At 52.3% G+C, this 21214-nt stretch carries 12 protein-coding genes; 4 read left to right on the top strand and 8 right to left on the bottom strand.

Going from position 1 to position 21214, the window contains the following annotated elements:
* The 5 genes from CEK60_RS19965 to CEK60_RS19945 all read right to left on the bottom strand — a co-directional run.
* Positions 1 to 4259, bottom strand: a 4259-nt coding sequence (locus tag CEK60_RS19965) for a cadherin repeat domain-containing protein (protein ID WP_232471414.1), incomplete at its 3' end; no start/stop codon positions are given.
* Between the two features lie 967 nt (positions 4260 to 5226).
* Positions 5227 to 5457, bottom strand: coding sequence for a hypothetical protein (locus CEK60_RS19960; RefSeq protein ID WP_089040489.1), 231 nt, complete (start codon positions 5455 to 5457; stop codon positions 5227 to 5229).
* Positions 5458 to 5884: 427 nt separating this feature from the next.
* The gene (gene hglS, locus CEK60_RS19955; RefSeq protein ID WP_089040488.1) at positions 5885 to 7240 is read right to left on the bottom strand and encodes a 2-oxoadipate dioxygenase/decarboxylase HglS; all 1356 of its coding nucleotides are present in this window, start codon (positions 7238 to 7240) and stop codon (positions 5885 to 5887) included.
* A complete protein-coding gene (gene ydiJ, locus CEK60_RS19950) occupies positions 7237 to 10395 on the bottom strand; it encodes a D-2-hydroxyglutarate dehydrogenase YdiJ (RefSeq protein ID WP_089040487.1) in 3159 nt (1052 codons plus the stop codon). The genes hglS and ydiJ overlap by 4 nt, the downstream gene beginning before the upstream one ends.
* Positions 10392 to 11645: a 2-aminoadipate transaminase gene (locus CEK60_RS19945; RefSeq protein ID WP_089040486.1), complete on the bottom strand. Its 1254-nt coding sequence runs from the start codon at positions 11643 to 11645 to the stop codon at positions 10392 to 10394. Before CEK60_RS19945 ends, ydiJ begins: the two co-directional genes overlap by 4 nt.
* A gap of 457 nt (positions 11646 to 12102) precedes the next feature.
* Here CEK60_RS19945 and CEK60_RS19940 point away from each other — a divergent pair, with 457 nt between their 5' ends.
* From CEK60_RS19940 to CEK60_RS19930, 3 genes are all read left to right on the top strand, one after another.
* Entirely contained in the window at positions 12103 to 13113 is a 1011-nt protein-coding gene (locus CEK60_RS19940) for a TAXI family TRAP transporter solute-binding subunit (protein WP_089040485.1), read from the top strand.
* A 153-nt stretch (positions 13114 to 13266) separates the two neighbouring features.
* A complete protein-coding gene (locus CEK60_RS19935; RefSeq protein WP_332459903.1) occupies positions 13267 to 15126 on the top strand; it encodes a TRAP transporter permease in 1860 nt (619 codons plus the stop codon).
* A 74-nt stretch (positions 15127 to 15200) separates the two neighbouring features.
* Positions 15201 to 16088 (top strand): LysR substrate-binding domain-containing protein, encoded by an 888-nt coding sequence (locus CEK60_RS19930; protein WP_089040990.1) that lies wholly within the window; start codon positions 15201 to 15203, stop codon positions 16086 to 16088.
* 240 nt (positions 16089 to 16328) lie between these two features.
* On the opposite strand, the gene CEK60_RS22215 is transcribed toward CEK60_RS19930, so the two are convergent.
* From CEK60_RS22215 to CEK60_RS19910, 3 genes are read right to left on the bottom strand one after another with little or no spacing between them, the layout of a single operon-like run.
* Positions 16329 to 17435: a mandelate racemase/muconate lactonizing enzyme family protein gene (locus tag CEK60_RS22215; protein WP_198361400.1), complete on the bottom strand. Its 1107-nt coding sequence runs from the start codon at positions 17433 to 17435 to the stop codon at positions 16329 to 16331.
* 14 nt (positions 17436 to 17449) lie between these two features.
* Positions 17450 to 18874: a YfcC family protein gene (locus CEK60_RS19915; protein ID WP_089040483.1), complete on the bottom strand. Its 1425-nt coding sequence runs from the start codon at positions 18872 to 18874 to the stop codon at positions 17450 to 17452.
* Between the two features lie 14 nt (positions 18875 to 18888).
* Positions 18889 to 20052, bottom strand: coding sequence for a M20 metallopeptidase family protein (locus CEK60_RS19910; RefSeq protein WP_089040482.1), 1164 nt, complete (start codon positions 20050 to 20052; stop codon positions 18889 to 18891).
* Positions 20053 to 20305: 253 nt separating this feature from the next.
* On the opposite strand from CEK60_RS19910, the gene CEK60_RS19905 reads away from it, so the two are divergent.
* Positions 20306 to 21187, top strand: a complete 882-nt coding sequence (locus tag CEK60_RS19905) for a LysR family transcriptional regulator (RefSeq protein WP_089040481.1) — start codon at positions 20306 to 20308, stop codon at positions 21185 to 21187.
* The last annotated feature ends 27 nt before the right edge of the window (positions 21188 to 21214 follow it).

Genomic DNA, 21214 nt, shown 5'->3' with positions numbered 1-21214 from the left:
TTAACGTTGGCGATGCTATCCGTTGCGCCAGATGTCACCGCTTCGGCCGTGCCCTGATCATCGGTGTAGCTGGCGCGGACGCTGATAGCAGCGCCCACATCGGCTTGGGTAAGGGTGTAAGTTTCGCCAGTGGCGTCGGTGATCTCAGTGCCATCCCGCAGCCACTGGTAGGTCACCGTGCCCAGGCCATCTTCATCCGCCAGGGTGTTAGACGCCGTAAGAACTTCGTCTTCCGTCGCCGTACCGCTGATGGTCACGCCACCCGTTGGTGCATCGTTGACGTTGGCCACGCTATCCGTGGCAGCGGATGTGACTGCTTCGGCGGTGCCCTGATCATCGGTGTAGCTGGCGCGAACGCTGATGGCAGCGCCCACATCCGCTTGGGCTAGGGTGTAAGTTTCGCCGGTGGCGTCAGTGATTTCGGTGCCATCGCGCAGCCACTGGTAGGTCACTGCGCCCAGGCCGTCTTCATCGGCCAGTGTATTAGAGGCGGTCAGTGTCTGATCTTCTACCGCATCGCCGCTGATGGCCACGCCACCCGTCGGTGCATCGTTGACGTTGGCCACGCTCTCCGTGGCAGCGGATGTGACCGCTTCAGCGGTACCCTGATCATCGGTGTAGCTGACTTCAACGGTGATCGCCTTGCCCACTTCAGCCTGAGTCAGGGTGTAGGTGTTGTTAGTGGCACCTGTGATGGCGGTGCCATCGGCCTTCCAGGCGTAGCTGAAAGTGCCCAGACCGTCCTCGTCGACTAGAGCGCTGGTGTCGGCCGTGAGTGTTTCATCCTCAGTCGTGGTGCCAGTAATGATGACGTTGCCCGTCGGCGCATCGTTAACGTTGGCGATGCTATCCGTTGCGCCAGATGTCACCGCTTCGGCCGTGCCCTGATCATCGGTGTAGCTGGCGCGGACGCTGATAGCAGCGCCCACATCGGCTTGGGTAAGGGTGTAAGTTTCGCCAGTGGCGTCGGTGATCTCAGTGCCATCCCGCAGCCACTGGTAGGTCACCGTGCCCAGGCCATCTTCATCCGCCAGGGTGTTAGACGCCGTAAGAACTTCGTCTTCCGTCGCCGTACCGCTGATGGTCACGCCACCCGTTGGTGCATCGTTGACGTTGGCCACGCTATCCGTGGCAGCGGATGTGACTGCTTCGGCGGTGCCCTGATCATCGGTGTAGCTGGCGCGAACGCTGATGGCAGCGCCCACATCCGCTTGGGCTAGGGTGTAAGTTTCGCCGGTGGCGTCAGTGATTTCGGTGCCATCGCGCAGCCACTGGTAGGTCACTGCGCCCAGGCCGTCTTCATCGGCCAGTGTATTAGAGGCGGTCAGTGTCTGATCTTCTACCGCATCGCCGCTGATGGCCACGCCACCCGTCGGTGCATCGTTGACGTTGGCCACGCTCTCCGTGGCAGCGGATGTGACCGCTTCAGCGGTACCCTGATCATCGGTGTAGCTGACTTCAACGGTGATCGCCTTGCCCACTTCAGCCTGAGTCAGGGTGTAGGTGTTGTTAGTGGCACCTGTGATGGCGGTGCCATCGGCCTTCCAGGCGTAGCTGAAAGTGCCCAGACCGTCCTCGTCGACTAGAGCGCTGGTGTCGGCCGTGAGTGTTTCATCCTCAGTCGTGGTGCCAGTAATGATGACGTTGCCCGTCGGCGCATCGTTAACGTTGGCCACGCTATCTGTCGAAGCAGACGTCACCGCTTCCGCCGTGCCCTGCTGGTCGGTGTAGCTGGCGCGAACGCTGATAGCAGCGCCCACATCCGCTTGGGTTAGCGTATAAGTGGTGTCAGTCGCATCAGCGATTTCATTACCATCCCGTAGCCACTGGTAGGTCACCGTGCCCAGGCCGTCTTCATCGGCTAAGGTGTTAGACGCCGTCAGTGTCTGATCTTCTACCGCATCGCCGCTGATTGTCACGCCACCCGTCGGTGCATCGTTGACGTTGGCCACGCTATCCGTGGCAGCGGATGTGACCGCTTCAGCGGTACCCTGATCATCGGTGTAGCTGACTTCAACGGTGATTGCCTTGCCCACTTCAGCCTGAGTCAAGGTGTAGGTGCTGCTGGTGGCACCTGTGATGGCAGTGTCATCGGCCTTCCAAACGTAGCTGAAAGCGCCCAGGCCATCCTCATCGGCCAGAGCGCTGGTGTCGGCTGTGAGCGTTTCATCTTCGATCGCATCGCCGCTGATGGCCACGCCACCCGTCGGTGCATCATTGACGTTGGCGACGCTACCCGTGGCAGCAGATGTCACCGCTTCGGCGGTGCCCTGCCCGTCGGTGTAGCTGACTTCAACGGTGATTGCCTTGCCCACTTCAGCCTGAGTCAAGGTGTAGGTGCTGCTGGTGGCACCGGTGATGGCAGTGTCATCGGCCTTCCAAACGTAGCTGAAAGCGCCCAGGCCATCCTCATCGGCCAGAGCGCTGGTGTCGGCCGTGAGCGTTTCATCTTCGATCGCATCGCCGGTAATGATGACATCGCCAGCGGGGGCATCGTTGACGTTCGCCACGCTCTCCGTGGCAGCGGATGTGACCGCTTCGGCGGTACCCTGATCATCGGTGTAGCTGACTTCAACAGTGATTGCCTTGCCCACTTCAGCCTGAGTCAGGGTGTAGGTGCTGCTGGTGGCACCGGTGATGGCGGTGTCATCGGCCTTCCAAACGTAGCTGAAAGTGCCCAGACCATCCTCATCGGCCAGAGCGCTGGTGTCGGCTGTGAGTGTTTCATCTTCGATCGCATCGCCGGTAATGATGACATCGCCAGTGGGGGCATCGTTGACGTTGGCAACGCTATCCGTGGCAGCAGACGTCACCGCTTCGGCTGTGCCCTGATCATCAGTGTAGCTGGCGCGGACGCTGATAGCAGCGCCCACATCCGCTTGGGTCAGGGTGTAGGTTCCGCCGGTGGCGGCGGTGATTTCATTACCATCGCGTAGCCACTGGTAGGTCACCATGCCCAGGCCGTTTTCGTCCGCCAGGGTGTTGGAGGCAGTTAAAGTCGCGTCTTCTACCGCATCGCCTGTGATGGTGACGTCACCAGTAGGCAAATCGTTAACGTTAATTATCGACGTGGCAATGGCAGAGTCAGCCTCTCCATCAGAGGCTCTCAGCGTCAGCGTTGTACCACTTCCTTCGTCTTCCGGCTTATATTGAATATTGGAGACTGTATCCAGATAAGTGTTAATAGCATCAGGTGTTCCCTCGAGCGTCAGGGTGTTGGTATCTGAGCCACTCACAACAACACCTGTATCAGAACTTGCAGCCAATGTTCCCGAAGGAGTGCTTATCTCAAGTGTAATTTCATCACTATCAATGTCTGCCAGACTGACGGCAGATAAATCAAGGTCAGATATCGAGCCAATAGCGACCGTTATACTAGCCGGCACTCCAGTTAGCGTCGGAGGGTTATTGACGCTGATCGTTATAGAGGCAGTATCGTCTGCCGTACTATCCTCATCTTCGTCATCAACAGCAACTGTCAGAGAGTAACTATTGTTGTTCAGCTGACTGTCATCGGCAACAGTAATCTGACCGTTACTATCAATGGCAAAAGCGCCGCTTTCATTGCCAGAGGTAATGCTGAATGTTAGTCCGTTAGTATCTCCACTAGGGGTAACCGTTCCAATCACGGTGCCGTTTACGCTATTTTTATTTACAGAGAAACTGTTGTTGCCAATGATCGGATCGACATCGGTAATATTGAACTCCAACGTTTGACTATCACTGCCGCCATTGCCATCAGCGGTTTGAATAAAGAGTGACGCTGCATTATTTCCAGAAACATTAGCCGTTGGAGTAAAGGTCAGGCTATTGAGAGCAGTGTTAACATCATTGAGATCACCACTAAAAGTAACAAAGCCAGAATTATATTCTCCAGAAACTTTGGTAAGACCATTAATGTTAGCAAGATTAATCGTACCATCAGTTGCTGTCAGAGTTACCGTCTGATTGTCGGCGTTCCCATCAGTGATCGAAAGCCCTGAAACTGCATTAGCGCTGGTATTTTCGTCAAAAACCAATGATGAGGGTAAAATAATGGTAGGGGCTTCGTTTGATACTTCGCCCTCAGGAATCACTTCAGACTGTCGAAGCAGCCAAGTATCATAATCATCATTCCCGCTATCATCATCATTAACTAACCAAGAAAGGTTACCATCAACATCAACGAAAGATGTAACATACCCATACTCACCTTGCGTTGTAGGTATGCTTGAAGAAAGGTCTTCAATTAAATTTCCATTAAAATCATAACTTACCAAATAACGTTCTATTGTTGTTGGATCAGTATTGTAGTCAACGTAGCTATAACTAACTACTAGCCTATCATCAAGAATCACTGGCTTAGAAAAATCCCCCCAGGAATTCATACCGCCAATAACCGTATCATTTGAGAGTAACGCATTACCACTATCATCGTATATCTGGTAACGAACATCTCGAGTACTACTATCTCCTGTTGCCCCCTTAAAAAGCACAAGGTAATTACCATTAGGAAGCGTCTCCACATATTGCGACGTACTTCCTTTCGCAATACTATCGCCTATAGAGAATCGATTACTCCCATTAACTTGAGTAGGCATAGAGGCATCATTATCGAACAGCATCCCTAGATAATTATTATAATTATAAGCATCCCACGTGATGATAAATCCAGTATCATTTGCAGCGATATTATGCTGATATTGTGAACCACTTATCCCAGCAAGGTTGGTTACTGACAATTGCTCATTATCAAATGGCGTACCATCTACCTCAAACCTGCGCATGGCATAATCAGATCCACCTGTCGCCCAAACAAATGCCAGGTTACCATTTGACAACTCAGCAACTTCTGTAAAGCGATTCAAGGAACCTGCTTCAGAATTTATTTTAGTAGCGCCGACTACTTCCTGACCAGTGTCATCAATGATTTTAAAATATGTATCGGTAAAGCCTTTACTGCTAGAGCTACTGTACCAAGTAACAAGAATATTCCCATCAGAAAGGCCTTTAAAAATAACGCTATCAGAATTGTCATCAGTGCGTGGATCAAGAACAGGTGATGGAGCAGTACTGACTGAACCATCAGGAGAAACTGAAATTATATTTAAATCACCGCCAGCGGAATAGGTGACATAGAGTTGGCCGTTAACACGTTCTACACTATATACATAACTGTTAACAGAGGGATCAGTTTCTACATTATATCGAGTGTCACCAATTTGCATAAAAGCCTCGCTTTATAAGTTAGTTATGGCACGAGATTCGAGCGTGAACGGTCCCGTCAGTGCAGGTTGGTAAAATAAAGTCGGTTTCACCCTGGAATCGGGATTCAGTATCAGAATGGCCTTGCAAGCCAATGATAAATACATTGACCCCGAACGGCACTTCGGCGCGAGAATGCGGCTCCTGATGCAGGAAAACCGCCTGAAGCTTGGAGTCTGAGCAGGGCACCCCAGAAATAGCGCTATAGCTCATGACGCCCCCCTTGCCACGCCGAGGTGAAGAAACACCTGGAAATGTTTCATTTGGTTAATTAAAAGTATCAAAGCCCAACCTTCAGCGCCATTAAATAATATGAGAAAACACAAAATAAAGTGATGTAAATTCACCAAATTTATAGCCAAAAAGCATTAAAAATCTAACTAAGCAATTATTATAATTAGCTTTATTTTATCTTCAGCTATGCGCATCAGCACATTACAGCGTGAGCGAAAAGCAGCCTGTTTGGAGGGGCACTGCACGATTCCTGGTTTGCAGGCACTTCATCACTTATTTCTAAATAACAAGCTTACATACACAAACTTGATACATTAGCTATATTTAAAATATGAATATATAAAAAAGCCTGCGAAAACTCGCAGGCCCTTTGCAACACATACTGGCTCACCCAGCCAGACGTTATTTATAGGCTATTCAACACTTTGTTTTTAGAAATATTTTCACGTTCTGCGTAAAGCGACAGCTCATCGGTCACCTGGGCACCCAGTGCCTCTTCAAAGGCATCGCGATTGGCATTCCCAGCATAGGCTTCGCTCTCTGCACCACCGAGATTCGACTGGAAAATACCCGCCGCACTCACTGGTAGAAAGTCTTCATAGGTAATCGGCTGTGCTTCCACCAGCCCCTGGGCGATTAACGCTTCAATATCGGTACTACCAACGTCTTTAGCCGCCTGACCTTTCTCGGTCAGATGATACTGAAAATACGCTAGCCCCTCACGGCGCATGGCCTCGTCGTTATCAGGGAACTGGGCAAAGACGTTTTGCATAACCGTTTGGTGGGCGTCGTTATCCAACCCTGCGGTTTGCTTGCGGCCTTCAGTAAGTAACTGGTCATAAAGCGCACGGCCTTTTGGTGTTAGCGCCACACCACGCTGCTCAATTTCGCCAAAGCGAGCGGTGTGAGTACCTTGCGCATCGCCGGCAAAGCGGATTGATTCTTCCAATGCTTTAAAGCTGGTCTGGCGCAGCAAAATGGGGCATTCACGACGTGGCGGCCCTTCAATGACGGCTTTGGGATTCATACCCATCTCCGGCATGCGGCGCTGTGCTTCGTCGATATCTAGAGTACGCGGCGTCAGGTGATTGATATGCGGCCCACGGAAGCACACCACATCGGCAATCAAACGGTGCTCATCATGGAGCGCCTGATAAGTCTCCAGATCAACCGTCGCATCCTGATGCCAACGGAAGGTTTCCAGCGCTTCTTTGACGAATTGGTCGGCCTCTTCGCTGGTTAAGCCACCCTGGGTTTCATGACGCTCGATAAGTTCGCGCGCCCCTGGGGTGAAGATATCGCGCTTGGCTAGAATCTCTTCCGAACGCTGGCGCAGCGCCTCACTTTCAATCAGTTCTAAACGCAGTAACGAGGTAAAAACACGGAAAGGGTTCATCGCCAGCGCATCATCGTCGATAGGCCGGAAGGCGGTTGAATGAACCGGCACGCCCGCTTCTGAAAGGTCGTAATAGCCCACCGGATACATACCCATCACAGCAAACAGGCGGCGTAGCATGGAAAGCTCTGCAGCAGTTCCCACGCGAATAGCCCCGTGGCGTTCTACGCTCAAACGGGCCAATTCGCCCTGAGCTTCCAGGCGGCGATGCAGTTCAGGCTGTTGACTAAGTGTTTCTTGGTTAACGCGCTCGACAAGTTCAAGCAGCGTACCGTACTGCGGCACTTCGGCTTGATACATGGCCGACATTGCCTTAGAGAAACGGTCACGCACTTCATTGGTTGAAAGAAGGCTCGGCTGAGTCATTTCGTTGCTCTCTCTTGCATATTGTTGGGATAAGGATGAGACACCGGCGTCAATAGCGCCAACAGCGCCTGAAGCGGGTGGTGTAATGTTTGCGCTGAGTAGCGTTTCACCTGACTACGGCAGGAGTAGCCGGTGGCGAGCAGCTGGCCCGTGTTTTCGTCGGCTTCCACCTGGGGCTGCCAGGATTGGGCATAAATGGTTTTGGAGGTTTCGACATTACGGGTTTCATGGCCGTAGGTGCCGGACATACCGCAGCAGCCGGTCGCCATCAGCTCAAGCTCTAAACCAAATGCCGCAAACACCTGCTGCCAGGCCTTTGGGCTGCCCGGGGCGTTGGTCTTTTCGGTGCAGTGAGACAGCAGCTTAAAGCCAGGGTCGGTTAGGTTCAGTGGGCGAGGCACTAGCGTGTTCATACGCGTGGCTAGCCACTCTTGCAGCATAAACACCTCGGGGACCTGCTCGGCCCCCAGGGCTTTGACGTACTCTTGGCGGTAGGTCAGCGTCATGGCGGGGTCGATACCCACCATGGGTACGTCGAACTCTGCCAACGCCCGCAGTCGTTTTGCCTGTTTTTCCGCCGTACGCTCAAAGGCGCCTAAAAAGCCCTGCACCTGCAGCGGTTTGCCGTTGGCAGAAAACGGCATCACAAACACCCGCAGATTCAACCGCGACAGCAGTTCCACCACGTCTATCACCAGCTTGGCTTCAAAGTGGCTGGTGAAGGCATCCTGGACAATGATCACGCTGTTGGCACGCTGCTGTTCAGTCAGCAGCGCAAGCGAGGTGGGCGTAGCTTCGGCAACGCCCCAGGCACGCAGCTGTTTTTTCACGCTGGCGCGGGAAAGCTGGGGGGAGTCGCTCATTCCCAGCCCTTTACGCATTAGGCTATCGACCCAGCGCTGGCTGAGTAGGGCGTTATACAGCGGCGCCACCTTGGCAAGCGTAGGCAGCATAAATTCGGTGCCACCGATTAGGTAATCGCGCAGCGGGCGTAAATAGCGGCCGTGGTAGACCTCTAAAAACTGCGAACGGAACTGCGGCACGTTGACCTTAATCGGGCACTGGCCGGCACAGGATTTACATGCCAAGCAGCCCGCCATGGCGTCGTAAACTTGGTGAGAATAGTCGTGGTGTTGCTTACGGCTAAGCGTATTGGCGACGCGTAGCGGAAAGCTTTTGATAAAGCCCCATCCGTTTTCGGCTTTCTTTTTGCGTGACTCTTCCACTACATCGATCCCTGCCTGGGACTGCAGACGCAACCACTCACGCATTAAGCTGGCACGGCCTTTAGGCGAATGCACGCGGTCACGGGTAGCCTTCCAGGAAGGGCACATGGGGTCATCAACATCGTAGTTGTAGCAGGCGCCATTGCCGTTGCAGTACACCGCCGCGTCGTAGGCCTGCCACGCCCGTTCATCAATGGTGCGATCCAACTGGCCGCGCAGGGTGACGCCATCGATCGTTAACAGTTCAGGGTCGCTGTCTTTGGCGATTAGTTCATGGTTTTCGGACCTACCCGCGGCTTCGGGCGGGCTAGACAACGGCGATGCAATCTTGCCGGGGTTTAGCTGGTTATGCGGGTCAAACGCGGCTTTAACGCGCTGCAGGCTGGGATACAGCTCGCCAAAGAATTTGGGGCCGTACTCCGAGCGCACGCCCTTGCCATGCTCGCCCCATAACAGCCCGCCGTACTTCTGGGTCAGGGCCGCCACTTGATCAGAAATCTCACGAATCAGTTTTTCCTGTTCGGGATCTTTCATATCCAGCGCTGGGCGCACGTGCAGTACCCCCGCATCGACATGGCCAAACATGCCGTAGGAGAGCTGTCGGGCATCCAGCGCGGCGCGGAACTCAGTAATAAAGTCAGCCAAGTGCTCTGGTGGTACGGCGGTATCTTCGACAAACGCAATTGGGCGCTTTTCGCCCTGCACATTGCCCAGCAAGCCCACCGAGCGTTTGCGCATGGCGTAAACTTTTTGGATCTGCGGACGGCCTTCCGCCAGGGTGTAGCCTAAACGCGCTACCGTGGGGTCTTGGCTCAAGTGTTCCGTGAACGCCCGCACCCGTTCTGCCAGGCGTTCAGGATCATCGTCATTAAACTCGATCAGGTTAATGCCACGAATCGGCGTGCTGCCGGTGGCGGGGAAAAACGTCGCCACGCTGTCCCAGACAAAGTCCTCCATGGCCAGCTGCAGCACGGTGTCGTCGATGGTTTCAATCGAGGTGGGACGCGCGCTGGTCGTCATCAATGCCTTGGCATCGCGCAGTGCGTCCATAAAGCTGGCGTAACGCACATTGACCAAAGTGGCGTGCTTGGGAATCGGCAGCACATTGAGTACCGCTTCATTCAAAAAGCCCAATGTGCCTTCCGAGCCACACAGCAGGCTGTTCAGATTCAGTTGGCCTTCTGCTTCCCGCAGGTGCGCCAGATCGTAGCCGGTTAAGCAGCGGTTGAGCGGCGGAAATTTCGCCTCAATCAGCCCGAGCTGTTGGTCAATAATTTCGGCCGCGGTGGTATGCACGCGACCTAAAATACCTTCGTGCTGGCACTCAGCCTGCTCTTCGTCAGCGCTAAGCGCGCGGCTGTGCAGATGCTGGCCCCCCAGCAGAATCGTATCCAGCTCCAGCACGTGGTCACGGGTTTTGCCATACTCGCAGCTGCCCTGGCCACTGGCATCGGTGGAGATCATACCGCCGATGGTGGCGCGATTCGAGGTCGACAGCTCCGGGGCAAAAAACAGCCCATGGGGCTTCAGCGCCGCGTTGAGTTGATCTTTCACCACGCCCGCCTGAACGCGTACCCGCCGCGCCGCTACATCGATTTCGAGGATCTGGTTCATATGGCGGGAAACGTCCACCACGATGCCGTCGGTCAACGACTGGCCGTTGGTACCGGTGCCGCCACCCCGAGGCGTGAGCACGATATCGCGGTGGGGCAGCTCAGCAGCCAGCTTGGCAAGGCGCTCAAGATCTTCCGCGTGCTTAGGAAACACCGCCGCCTGGGGCAGGCGCTGGTAAATCGAGTTATCCGTTGCCAGCACCGTGCGGTTGGCATAGTCCGGGGCAATCTCGCCTTCGAAGCCACGGGCGCGCAAGGCGTCGAGAAACGCCACATAGCCACTTCGCACTACCACTTCGCTGACCATTGCGATCATGCCTTGAGCGTCTCCAGCGCCTGCTCGATGAGCCCTAGCCCTTCTGCCATGACGTCTGGTTCAGTGGTCAATGGCGGCAATAAGCGTAAGACATTACGCTTGCGGCCACTGGGCATTAGCAAAACGCCAGCATCGCGCCCCGCGGCCAATAGGTTAGCTAAGTGCTCTCCCCCCGTGGCATTTTCGGTGTCTTCAAAGACGATACCGCGCATCGCGCCAATACCCGTCATGGCACCTAGCATGGGAAAACGCTCGCTTGCTTTCCAGCGCTGGTAAGCACTCACAATCGCCGCTTCTTGGGCATTACCCCATTCGCTTAGCGCCTCGTCTTGCATGATATCCATCACTGCCAATGCAGCTGCACACGCAACCGCATTGCCCGAATAGGTACCTCCCAACGCGCCTTTGGGTAAAGCATCCATTAACTCTTTACGCCCTACCAAGGCGGCCAGAGGAAGGCCTGAGGCAATGCTTTTTCCTAACAGAAGCAAGTCGGGTTCGATGCCGAGGTGACTGAAACCAAAGCGTTTACCGGTTCGTCCGAAGCCTGATTGGATTTCGTCACAAATCAATAAAATACCGTGCTGATCGCAGATTTCCCGCAGCGCTTTCGCAAACTGGGGGCAAAGTAAGCGAAAACCGCCTTCCCCTTGAATGGGTTCAACGACGACACACGCCACTTCACTGGGGGCAATTTCTACGTCAAATACACGCTCTAGGGCCGCCAGCGACTGCTCGGCGGATATCCCACTATCCTGGCTGGGGAACGGCAGGTGATAAACCGGGCCAGGCAGCGCGCCTAAACCGGCTTTGTAGGGCTTAACTTTGCCGTTCAAATTGAGTGCGGCCAACGTGCGGCCATGGAAAGCATCGTCAAAGGCAATCACGCCCTGGCGACCCGTGACACCACGGGCCACTTTCAGAGCATTTTCGGTCGCTTCCGCACCGCTGTTCGTCAACATACATCCCAGCGGATAAGAAACCGGCACAAACTGGTCAAGTCGCTCTACGACAGAGAGGTAGCCACGGTGCGGCAAGGCATTAAACGCTGAATGCATGAGGGTATCGACCTGAGCCTTGACGGCCTCGACCACCGCTGGATGGCCATGCCCCAAGTTAAGCACACCAATACCGCCAATAAAGTCGATATAACGCTGCCCTGCTTCATCCCATACCTCTGCATTACGCCCTTTAGTAATGCAAACGGGATGGAGGATGCCTAATGCACTGCTGACGTTGGGAAGGTCCATCGTCGTAAACGCTCCTGAAATTGCCAAATGTTCCCTTATCAAACAGGTTCAAATAGCAGATCACAAACGAAAAAAAACGCTAAATGTATGCCCAATAGGAATGCATAGAAAATAGCCGATTGATTTAAAAGCGGGAACGGTCGCCGCCTAGCACAGGCACGCGTTGCTGGCACCTATGGCACTAAAAATATTAAAAAAATTTAAAAGGAAAGCAGCGTGCCGGGCGTACTGACATAAATCGCAAACCATTGATTATGAAAAGTATTTATTAATGCTGAATCGCATGACAAAATGGAATGCGTACGCAACTTAATTTCTTTTGTCTGTCGAGCTGCATCCGTGAACAATAGCCAGCTACTTTTTCGCGCCATTTTCACTGATCGATCCCCAGACGGTCGGCTTGCGAGAATTGCTAAGCAGAATTTTATTATAAATAATTTAATTAGCAGGAGTTAACATGAAAAACATTACTTCTAAAGTGCTATCCACAAAAGTGCTATGCGGCGTAGGCGCGACTCTTCTGTTGGCAGGTTGTGGTGGCGACAGCAAACCTAATATTGCTATTGGCCCTCCTGCCAGTACCACTCAAGGCGTTTCCCAACTACTTTTTGATGCCTACGGTATTGGTAGCGATAAGTACAATACCTATCAAGAAGGCTTTGGTGCTGCACTCGATGGTGTGCAAGATGGCAACATCGATATTTCTATCGGTATTCTTGGTTTACCTTCTGGCAGCATCGAGAACTTACAAGCCTCGAGTGGCGATGCACGCCTAATTAGTTTAAGCGATGACGCTATTGACTATATTGAAGAGAACAGTGCCTATAAGCGCTTTACGATTCCCGCTAATAGCTATGCTTTTCAAAATGAAGATGTGAATACTATTACGGCTTATGCCATTTTAGTTGGCAACACAAATACTATTGATGAAGAGCTGGGTTATGAACTCGCGCGTTTAATGCATGAACATGCTGAAGAAAACACGCACTCTCAATCTGCGTTCATTACCCTTGAAAATGCCCTCAATGGTTCAGAAGGTCTCCCCATCCACCCCGGTGCTAAAAAATATTACGAAGAGCAAGGCCTCACCGTAAATAACCCGGTTGCGGAGCTTGGCGAAACTGAAGCCAAAGAAGAGTTTATTTTAGGTACCGGTAGCCAAGGCGGCACTTACTACCCTCTAGGCGGTGAGATGGCCACCATTTGGAACCGTTACCTGGAAAACCATAACTTCACCAATATTGAAACTGGCGCTTCAATCGAAAACTTAGTGAGCATTCGTGATAACGGTATGGATCTTGGGATGACCGTACACGCACCGGCACAAGATGCCGTTGCCGGACGCGGAGAGTTCGAAAGTGGCGCGATTGATAACGTCGCCTTTATCGGGCACATCTACCCTGAAGTCATTCAGATTATCACCCGTGAACGCTCCAATATTGACAGCCTAAGTGATCTAACTGATTGATGTTCCCTTTTCGCCGCTGGCTATGCCAGCGGCGTTATATGTATGAGGTTTAATCGTGGATAAAAAAAAACTCCTGACGAAGCGGCGCTTTTAGAAAAGTATGATCGTGAGTCACAAGTACGCTCTGCACTACAGCTAGGCAAGTGGGGTTGGCTGATCACCCTAATGGGTGTTTCACTGACGTGCTTTCATCTCTATACCGCTTATTTTGGTACGCTACCGTCACAGCAGCAAGGCGCCGTCCACTTAGGGCTTGCCTTGGGGATGATTTTTATCTTATTCCCTGCAACGCGCGGTGCGGGCAGGCGTAATGGCGTGCCGTGGTACGACGTAATACTCGCCTTCGTAGCCACCTTTGCCGCCTACTATAAAATCCTGTTTTATGAAGAAGTCCTGCGTGCCAGGGTTACGGGCTATTCAGCCTTTGACCTAGCAATTGCCGCACTCGGCGCGCTGTTTGTACTAGAAGCAACTCGCCGTACTGTAGGAATGCCAATTGTTGTCATGGCTACGTTGGCAATTCTCTATGCGCTGTTTGGCAACTTGATCCCCAGCCCTTTACTTTCTCATCCGGGCTTCTCTCTTGAGCAGGTGTCTCCCTACTTATGGTTTAGGGAAAGCGGCGTTTTTGGTACGCCCCTGCAAATATCGGCGCGCTTTATCTTCTTGTTCCTGTTTTTCGGCGTTGTTCTGATGCATACCGGCGTCGGCCGATTCTTTAATGACTTAGCCTTTGCGCTAACCGGGCGCTTTACGGGTGGGGCTGGCAAAGCCGCCGTTATAGCAAGTTCGCTTCAGGGTATGATTTCGGGAAGCTCTATCGGCAACACCGTGGCTTCTGGCTCTTTCACCATTCCTATGATGAAAAATGCCCGCTTCAAGCCCGAAGTAGCAGGAGCAGTCGAAGCGTCAGCCTCTACCGGCGGACAGATCATGCCGCCCTTAATGGGTGCTGCGGCTTTTATCATGGTGGAGTACGTGGGCGTCTCTTACCGCGAAATCATGTTTTCGGCGCTGATTCCCGCCATTCTCTATTTTGCGGGTATTTTTATCGGGGTGCATTTCGAAGCCAAGCGTCATCGCATTCTCGGCCTTCCTAAAGATCAATTGCCCAGCAAACGTAAGCTCATACTGTCAAAAGGCTACATGTTGCTGCCTTTGCTGGTCATTATTACGACTATTAGCGTTGGCTTTACCGCTCAACGAGCAGCGCTACTGGGTATCGCATGTGCGTTCGCTGTCAGTTTGGCGCGCAAAGAAACACGCCCTTCGTTAAAAGATATATTGGTTATTTTTGAAAAAGGGGCGCGCGTGGCACTGCCAGTGATCGCAGCGGTCGCTTGCGCAGGCATTATCGCTGGCGTGGTAGGCATGACAGGCATGGGGTCAAAATTTGCTGCTGGCATTATTAGCTTAGCGGATGGCGTTTTGATACTTGCGCTGTTGTTCACGATGATTGCCTGTATTGTTTTGGGCATGGGATTACCCACAACAGCAAACTATGTGGTCACTGCCACGATTGCCGCACCAGCACTGATTAATGAGTTCGGCCTTCCGCCAATGGCAGTGCATTTGTTTGTCTTTTATTTCGGCATTATCGCCGATATTACACCTCCCGTTTGTTTAGCCGCGTTTGCGGGTGCAGGCATTGCGCAAGCCAACCCCATGAAGACCGGCTTCACAGCAGTTAAATTGGCGATTGGTGCGTTTATTATTCCTTATGCCTTCATTTATAATCCTATGCTGGTATTAGTCGAACCGACGCTGCTGGGACTGTTAAGCGCGCTGTTCTTTTCACTCGTAGGGATTATGGGCGTCAGCAGCGCACTACTCGGTTACTTTGTGCGTGATTCCTTCTTCGGGGAGCGTCTGGTACTGTTAGTCGCAGGGCTTGCCATGGTGGTTCCCGAGTTGCTAACCAGCGGCTTAGGCTTGCTTGCCATGGTGACAGTGGGCTGGCTTCAGTCGCGCCGACCTGATAAATCCCAGGAGGCTGCAACGCTCGCCCAATGAGCCACTATAAAAACCTAGCTTCCCCCCGGCGCTTAGGCGCCGGGGCGGCTTTCAGGTCATCAGGAGCGCCAGGTTTGGCATCACGCAATCTTCCTTCTACGGCGGCTATGCAATGCTTTGAAGCAGCCGCACGCCATATGAGTTTTACTCGCGCAGCAGATGAGCTAAACCTCACCCAAAGTGCTGTCAGCAAACAAGTCGCGCACCTCGAAGCCACCTTGCAACACAAGCTATTTCGTCGCGTGCGACGCAGCCTGCTGCTAACCCCAGAAGGGGCCATTTTTTTAAGTGACGTACGCAAAGTGCTCACTCAAATTGAGATGTCGACGCAAGCGATAATGACCTACAGCGGTAATAGCGAGGTCCTTAAAATCGCCACCTTACCTAGCTTTGGTAGCCGCTGGTTGGCCAATAAGTTGCCCACCTTTCTAGCCGCCAATCCAGGCATTAGTTTGGAGTTTCATGACCGCGTAAAAGATTTCGATCTTGAACAGCAAGATATCGATATTGCTCTGTTTTATGGCCATGGCAGTTGGCCAAGCCTTGCTTGTCATAAGCTTATTGATGAGGATATGGTCGCGGTTGCTTCCCCTGAGTTACTCGCTCGGCACCCCATCCAGTCAGTCGATGACTTAACACAACTACCGCTACTTCACCTCTCGACACGCCCTGACGCATGGCACCATTGGTTTGCAAACCAAGAGATCATCACTGACCGTAGCTATCATGGCACCCGCTTCGAGACCTTTCCGATGCTGGTGCGAACGGCAATGGCAGGCGGTGGGGTTGCACTGGTGCCTCACTTTACCGTCGATGAAGAGTTGGAAGGTGGCCGACTGACCGTCGCTTGGCCATACCGGTTGCTCAGTGAGAGTGCTTATTACCTTGTTTACCCTGAGCACTTAGGGGAACTCGCCAAAGTGCGACGTTTTGTAGAGCATGTTACCCAGTTTAGTGATTGATACTGGCACAATACTACGCACTGCTATGTTTAGCTAAACAACTAGCCATTGCTTTGTGCCAAACAATTACCTCATTTAATCCCTATTAAAAGCTTAACGCCTATAAAAAGCTTAACGCTATTAATATGTTTATATATTCATACGTTTGAGATTTTATAACAGCATTGATAACTATCGGGCAGAAGCACCAAAGAAGAGAACATCTTCTTACTTCACTCCTGCCCGAGAGTACATCTTGGTTCAGTCAATGGTGTCGACAAATTCGCTGAGATCCCGCACTCGACTCCTATCGATAGTCACGCCAAGTCCAGGTGAATCGTCCAACACAATATGCGTTTCATCTCCCGGCATCTGGGCAACATCTTCGCCAATCATGGCAGGCCCCACCAAGTCATTCGCAATGATATTGGGGTGCGCCAGCGCTAGGTGGGCACCCGCGAGCGTCGCGATCGAGGACTCCACCATAGAGCCGATCTGACAGGGTATATCAGCCGCCATCCCGACCTCTGCCATCGCCATAGCAGGACGTAAGCCAGAGGATTTCATTAACTTGATGTTCACCATGTCAGCAGCGTTTAGTTGAATCACCTCCAGCATTTCTTTAACACCATGAATAGGCTCGTCAGCCATAATCATGGCATCGGTTGACTGCGTCACACGGGCCATGGCTGCGAGGTTCTCCATAGCGACGGGTTGTTCAAACCAATCCACTTGATAGGGCGCTGCATGCCGAATAACCTGAAGCGCTTGCTTTGCACTCCACCCTTGATTGGCATCTACACGCAGCGCAACCGACCGATCTAGTGCTTCTCTAACCCGTGCAATCCGCTCAACATCATGTTCCGGCGTATCGCCCAGTTTGATTTTGATGGACTGATAACCTTGCCGAGCAGCCTCTTTCGCCTGACGTGCCATCTCCTCCGGCGCTAACATGCTAATAACATATGGAAGTTCCAATCTAGCATGGCTACGCCCACCTAGCAGCGCATAAAGCGGCTTTCCGCATTCACGCGCCACTAGGTCGTGAAGCGCAATATCGAGAGCTGCTTTCGCCGAGGGGTTATGGCGAATTTTAAGGTTGGCAGCATGATGGAATTGCGCAATATCACTAGCGTCGGTGCCCATTAGTAGCGGCGCTAGTTCACTGGTTATGATTTCTCGTGCGCCAAGATACGTTTCTCCCGACACATGCTGATCTACCACGGCTTCACCCCAGCCAATCTGGCCAGAAGCAGTCTCGATGCTGACAATCAGGCTGGCGATATCGTGATAAGTATCATAGGCAATCTTAAATGGTTGTTTAAGCGGAAGACGTACACCATATACCGTGATTTTGTTAATACGCATTATTGATGCCTTATTTATGTCCAGGAAAAGATCTGAGCCAGCGCAATCATGAGACTTGCCATACCTAGTTGAAGAATCGCTAATGGAAGTATCCATTTGATCCACTTACTCCACGACACACCTGCCACTGCAAGCCCTGCCATGAAATATCCCGACGTTGGGGTAAGAATATTGGAGATACCATCACCAAACTGAAACGCAAGAACAGCCGTCTGACGGGTGACTCCCACAAGATCCGCAAGAGGCACCATCAAAGGCATGGTCAGTGCTGCTTGGCCACTGCCAGAAGGGACTAAGAAGTTCAGGACAAGTTGGACAAAAAACATACATACCGCAGTAACCACCGCGGGCATTCCGCTCAGCAGCCCTTCGAGATGATAAAGAATGGTATCTAGGATTTCCCCATTTCTCAGAATCACCAGGATGCCAAAGGCAAAGCCCACTACCAGTGCCCCCATCGCAATTTCCTGAATGCCTTCAACAAAATGGTCGGCAATTTTATTCGGGTTCATACGCGCAAATGCACCGATTAAAATAGCCATCAAGAGAAAGGCGCCGGACATCTCACCGATATACCAGCCGTGGCGTATCACCCCATAGGCAATAACCAGAATAGTGCCTACGAAAGCAGCGAGGACGAGTTTATCGGCAACTGATAACGCGCCAGGATCTTCATTGGCTTGTGGTTTTCCAAATTGGCGGCGGTCACTATTAAAGACAAGGCTCGCTTCGGGATGCGCTTTGACTTTGGCCGCATAGCGAGTGACGAAAGCAATACTGACGCTAACGAATATGAGCCAGTAACAGGCCCGCAGAGTCATTCCAGAAAACATCGGGAGCTCAGCGATATCCTGGGCAACGCCAACGGTAAAAGGATTCATAAACGCTGCAGAGAAACCGGCACCAGCACCTACCAGTGGCACCGCTGCGGCCGTAATAGAGTCATACCCCAGCATACGCAGTAACGGTGCGAGGATAATGATGAAGGCAATTGTTTCTTCTGCGAGGCCGAAGGTTGCTCCTCCCATCGCAAATAAAAGCATCAGTAAAGGGATAAGAATGAGATCACGCCCAGTAAGCGCATTACTGATACTGGCAACGACTTTTTGTAGTACCCCGGTTGCTTTCAGCACGCCAAACGCGCCGCCTGAGATGAAAATAAAGAAGATAATACTACTGCCTTCACCCATCCCCTCAAAGACCGCCATGAACGGACTTAACCAGCCAGCTTCTTGCGCTTCCACCGCCGCATAACTGTCTGGCACTACAACCGTACGCCCTTGCTCATTGGTTACACGCTCATAGCTACCCGCCTGAAGAAAGTGGGTTGATAAAGCAGCGAGACAGATAAAGCTAAATAACACGACAAAAATATGCGGAAAGCGAAATGTTGGTCGTGAACTCTTCTCGTGTGTCATTGTTTTTTCGAGAGGTGTCATGGGGTATTCCCAGTTTATTGATGGTTATCGAGAAACTGCATTGCCACACTTGTCAGGAAGTCACTTCCAATCGACAGAATGGCATCGTTAAAGTCATAGTCAGGCTGGTGAAGTTTCGGTGTTTGTGGCCCTGAGCCATTGCCAATCCATGCATAGGCACCAGGAATATGGGTAAGAAAAGCCCCCATATCATCAGCTCCCATGCTGACTGGGTGCTCTACCAGTTGTTCATGCCCCCAACGTTGCACCACCACATCGCGGCACAGTTGGGCACAACCGCGGTCATTGGCAACCGCTGGTGTTGAAGGAACGTAATCGAGAGTGACGTCGCATCCTGTTGCCTTGGAAACCCCTTCTGCCACGTCGCTAATCCGCCTCTCCAGACGTTTGCGTAGCTCGGGTTTAAAGCAGCGCGCGGTACCCGTCAGCCGAGCAGTCGCCGGAATAATATTGCTCGCATGGCCGCTTTGCAGGCTGCCGAGACTGATAACAGCGATGTCCTGGGGGTCAATATTACGACTGACAATCTGTTGAATGGCGGTTGTAAATAGGCTGGCCGCGACGATGGGGTCTGTTGTGAGATGAGGCATCGCTCCATGTCCACCCGTAGAGTGGAACGTCACCTCAAAGTCGTCGCTTGATGCCATATGAGGGACGTCGTGGATAACAAAACGCCCGGCATCTACACCTGGCCAATTGTGTAGTCCAAATATCGCATCAAGCGCGAATCTCTCCTGAAACCCCTCCGCAAGCATCGCTTCAGCACCGGTACCAATTTCCTCAGCAGGTTGAAAAATCAACACGACACTTCCCTGCGCCGGGCGCTGGTTAACCAACTGTGCAGCAGCAGCCATCAACATTGCCGTATGGCCGTCATGCCCACATGCATGCATTACATTTGACTGGCTGGAACGATGCGAAAACTGATTAGCCTCCTCGAGTGGCAAGGCATCAAAGTCGGCTCGAAGTCCAACGGTTGCCCCCGGGCTGGCGCCTTTAATGACGCCGACCACACCGTGGCCACCTATCTTCTCATGCACCTCATCTACCCCCAAGCAACGTAGCATCATTGCAATACGTTCAGCGGTTATCGACTCCTGGCCAGATAACTCTGGGTGCTGGTGGAGTTCCCGACGAAACGTGATCATTTTCTCAAGCTCAATGGCTGATAACGTCATGAGAGGTAAAACCTTGTTGTAAAGTGGTAAGCCTGGGAGAAGTGCGCCGTCTGACGTCCGCAGGAAGGTATACTTATGCAACATGAGTCGCGTACGCCGTTATGCGCTTAACCAGATTGGTTTTGAGTATGTTGTAACGCTTAGTGCGAATAAAATACTTCTTCCCGATAGCGTCATACCTTTATGAGATGAGGCTTTAGTTGTATTTTCTGTACGAAATGAGACGCGCATCGTGACGTCTCTGGGAGCGGACATGGACACAAAAAAACTCAGGTACTTCATGGCGGTGGTCGAAGCAGGCTCGATATCGTCTGCAGCCAAGCAGATACCGATCGCTCAGCCCGCCTTGACGCGACAGATACATCAGCTTGAAGCCGATATCGGGGCAGTCCTGTTTTATCGTGATCGCAAAGGGGTATCTCTGACCCAAGCGGGACATTACCTATACGCCAATGGGCAGCGTCTACTGTCAGAACTCGAAAGTGTCGCGAAGAAAACACGCGATATTGCCAATGGTTACCGCGAAAGTCTCTCGCTCGGGATTAGCACCATACATCCCTATATTCCCAGCATCACAGCACTCATCAGCAGATTCCGTTCACGCTATCCATCAACACAGTTAACGCTGGAATCAATGTTGTCGGGGCCTCAGGCAGAGGCGATTCTGGCGGGTCGGCTCGATGCCGGCATTCTATTCATTGAACGAGAAGATGAGCCACGGCTAGATTACTATCCGTTAGCCAGTTTTCGTATGGCGGTCTTCACCAGTCGATGCCACCCTCTCATAGCGACTACTCCGACCTCGCTTAAGGATTTTCACGACGCGCCATTTATTCGATTTAGTCGAACTTCAACGCCTGGCAGCTTCGACCGGTTAGATAGGTGCTTTCAGAAGGTAGGCTTCGTACCCAATACTGTTCAGGAGTGTCGCGATGACATCACTATTCGCAGTTTGGTCGCAACAGGAATGGGGTATGCGATTATGCCCAGCATCATGGCACTCGGCGATGAAGACATTGTCGCTTATGAATTAGACGACTTGCCAATAGCCACGGATCTCATGCTTGCCTGGCAAAAGGGCCGCCAGCCAGCGGCAGTAAAAACACTATGCCAGCTCGCCGAAGAATCACATTGATTTCATCACTAACGACAAAAAAGATTA

The organism is Halomonas sp. N3-2A, assembly GCF_002216165.1.
GTDB lineage: Bacteria > Pseudomonadota > Gammaproteobacteria > Pseudomonadales > Halomonadaceae > Vreelandella.
Note: the sequence above shows the minus strand (reverse complement) of the source record. Positions and strands in the feature narration are given on the sequence as shown.